The sequence below is a fragment of the Shewanella sp. GutDb-MelDb genome (genome assembly GCF_002836075.1).
Classification (GTDB): domain Bacteria; phylum Pseudomonadota; class Gammaproteobacteria; order Enterobacterales; family Shewanellaceae; genus Shewanella.
Map to the genome: position 1 here is coordinate 1 of NZ_PJBM01000058.1, position 2332 is coordinate 2332.

Annotated in this window: 4 protein-coding genes and 1 pseudogene; 1 reads left to right on the forward strand and 4 read right to left on the reverse strand. The window is 42.9% G+C overall.

Going from position 1 to position 2332, the window contains the following annotated elements; genetic code table 11:
• Positions 1-28 precede the first annotated feature (28 nt).
• The 4 genes from CXF82_RS22505 to CXF82_RS01210 all read right to left on the reverse strand — a co-directional run bounded on the left by CXF82_RS22505 (position 29) and on the right by CXF82_RS01210 (position 1618).
• Positions 29-280: a GNAT family N-acetyltransferase gene (locus CXF82_RS22505; RefSeq protein WP_308304375.1), complete on the reverse strand. Its 252-nt coding sequence runs from the start codon at positions 278-280 to the stop codon at positions 29-31.
• Positions 281-303: 23 nt separating this feature from the next.
• Positions 304-450, reverse strand: a complete 147-nt coding sequence (locus CXF82_RS22510) for a GNAT family N-acetyltransferase (RefSeq protein ID WP_198553546.1) — start codon at positions 448-450, stop codon at positions 304-306.
• Between the two features lie 38 nt (positions 451-488).
• A complete protein-coding gene (locus CXF82_RS01205) occupies positions 489-1001 on the reverse strand; it encodes a GNAT family N-acetyltransferase (RefSeq protein ID WP_101090939.1) in 513 nt (170 codons plus the stop codon).
• A gap of 68 nt (positions 1002-1069) precedes the next feature.
• A complete protein-coding gene (locus CXF82_RS01210; protein ID WP_180961149.1) occupies positions 1070-1618 on the reverse strand; it encodes a transcription elongation factor GreAB in 549 nt (182 codons plus the stop codon).
• A gap of 195 nt (positions 1619-1813) precedes the next feature.
• Here CXF82_RS01210 and CXF82_RS01215 point away from each other — a divergent pair.
• Positions 1814-2332: pseudogene (locus CXF82_RS01215) on the forward strand (transporter); the annotation flags it as partial.

Here is a 2332-nt window from a genome sequence, read left to right on the forward strand (position 1 = left end):
TATTACCGACTTAAGCCTCTGTCGGACTTTAGCAACGCATATTGATACTCACTGCCCTATTACCCTTTAAAAAAATGTTATTTACGAAATGAGCTTCCCGACGAAAGCCGACTCTTTCTAACAATTTATAAGCCGCATGATTGTCGCATTCGGTGGTCGCAATGATCCGATACTTGTTCATCGTATTAAACAGGTGTTCCATAAATGCCGAAAGTGATTTACTGCCAATACCTTTCTTGGTTTCCGGTGCCAAGGTAAAACCACTGGCGACCTTCCCCAATGTGTGCCCTGCATTGAGTCATATCATTTAATGGCATCATCATAGGTGTAATTGCTCCAGCTTTGATATTGTGCAACCTCAGGTATTGCTCGATAGCGAGTAAAGGTTTGCAGATCGCTCTTTTCGAATTGACGAATAGTTACATTACCTATTTCTACTATAATGGACATCTTTAGTGACTCGATTGGCTCTTGAATTAACGGACCTTTTAATCAACTGATAGTGTAAATAAACGGCTTTCTTCATCATACGCCGCCAATTTTTCGATTTGACTAAATACAAACCCTAATGCCTCTAGTGCCTTTATCGATGCTTGATTAGACATCGATGTTACCGCAATAAACGCTTTAGCATTCAGCTGTTGTTTGCCGTACTCCAGCACCGATGTTGCCGCTTCCCGTGCATAACCTTTCGACCAAAATGCGTTAGCAAAGCCATAACCAAGCTCATAGTCATCCCGATAGTCTCTGCGGATCAAACCACAGATCCCAATCGGCGTACCAACATCGCGCAGTGCGACTAAGTACATACCATAACCATTGTCTTGATAACTTTTAGTAAAGCTGTTGGCTATATATTCGATCGCTTTTTCGACAGTATAAACTTGCTTATCACCTATCCCCTCGATGAAACTAGGCTCGTTATAGAGCGCCATAATAAACTCGGCATCGGCTGAGGTGACTTCTCTCAAAATAAGCCGCTCGGTGGTAATTAATGCCATATAAATCCTTTTGAGTTAATTACTATTCGGTTTAGTGGTTAACGCTAAGCGTTTTCTTAAATTAGAGACTAGCTTATTGCACTGATTTCATAGCAATGGATCTTGCCAGCAACCGTTAGCGCTATCTCATCATTGACTTCACGTGTCAGTAATTTTTGACCTATGGGAGATAGAGGTGTTATCAGCATAAAACTTCCCGCTGCGGTCTGTACTTTTAAGCCCCCTGCACTCGGGCCCATAAACAGTCTACTGAATTTATCGTTTTCATCAATCAACTCAACCAGATCGCCTAGCGCTATTTGTTTTGCGACTTCCTTGGCTGTTGTATTTGATACGTTAAGTGATACATCGAGCAAGGCACTTGTTGCCGCTTTATGTTTCAATACGGCAAACAATTGCTCGTAAGCATGCATATCGTCTTTGCACTGAGCCACTCTCACTGACTGACCGTGAGCAAGGTATGATGCTTCTAAGCCAAAAGTATCGTACTTATTTTCAGCGACACTTTCGCTGCCAGTCGCCGTGTCATGGGCACGTTTAGCCGCATCAACGGCATCTTGATGCGCTGTTGCGAGGGCTTGTTGAATTGACTGTTCAATGGATATTCTTGGTAACACTTAACGACCTATTTGAGTGACTTCGATTGATTTTGCGATTTTATAAAAACTGCTTGTGAGTATCTCTTTAATATTAAGCAGCATAACATGCTTGATTAAGCTGACAAATTGGTTAACTTAGAGTGTGAATCAACGTTTTAGTTAGCAACTGAGCAGCTTAAGCGTTACTCATTATTTATCAAGTAAGGATACTGGTTGAATATTAGTCAACAATATAAGCATCGTTTAATCGTTCCCGCTAAAGTGCTAGCGCTTGTCACGCTTTTTAGCTGCGGAACGTTTTGCTTTGCACAAGATTTAGAACCCAGAAGTTATACCAATATCCCCATTGGGATGAATTTTTTAGTCGTGGGTGTAGCCCACTCAGAAGGTGATCTATCACCCGCTCCTTCAGCACCGATTGATAATGCCGATCTCAGCATAGATGCTGGGGTTGTAGGTTATGCTCATACTTTTGCCTTAGCGGGACGCTCAGCAAAAATAGACATGACAGCCAGCCGAATCTGCTACAAAGGCAGCGCCGATTTTCAAGGTCAGCGTGTCAGCGCAGACCGATGCGGTTATGGCGACCCCAACATTCGACTCTCTTGGAATTTTTACGGTGCGCCAGCATTAAAGCCGCAAGACTTCGGTGCTTGGCAACAAGGAGTGGTCGTTGGCACCAGTCTGCAGCTTACCCTACCCATTGGATCGTACGATAAAGATAAGTTAATT

What these genes read in the sequence shown, in the direction of transcription:
- CXF82_RS22510 (WP_198553546.1), bottom strand. Translation starts at nt 450, where the DNA reads ATGTCCATTATAGTAGAAATAGGTAATGTAACTATTCGTCAATTCGAA.
- CXF82_RS01205 (WP_101090939.1), bottom strand. Translation starts at nt 1,001, where the DNA reads ATGGCATTAATTACCACCGAGCGGCTTATTTTGAGAGAAGTCACCTCA.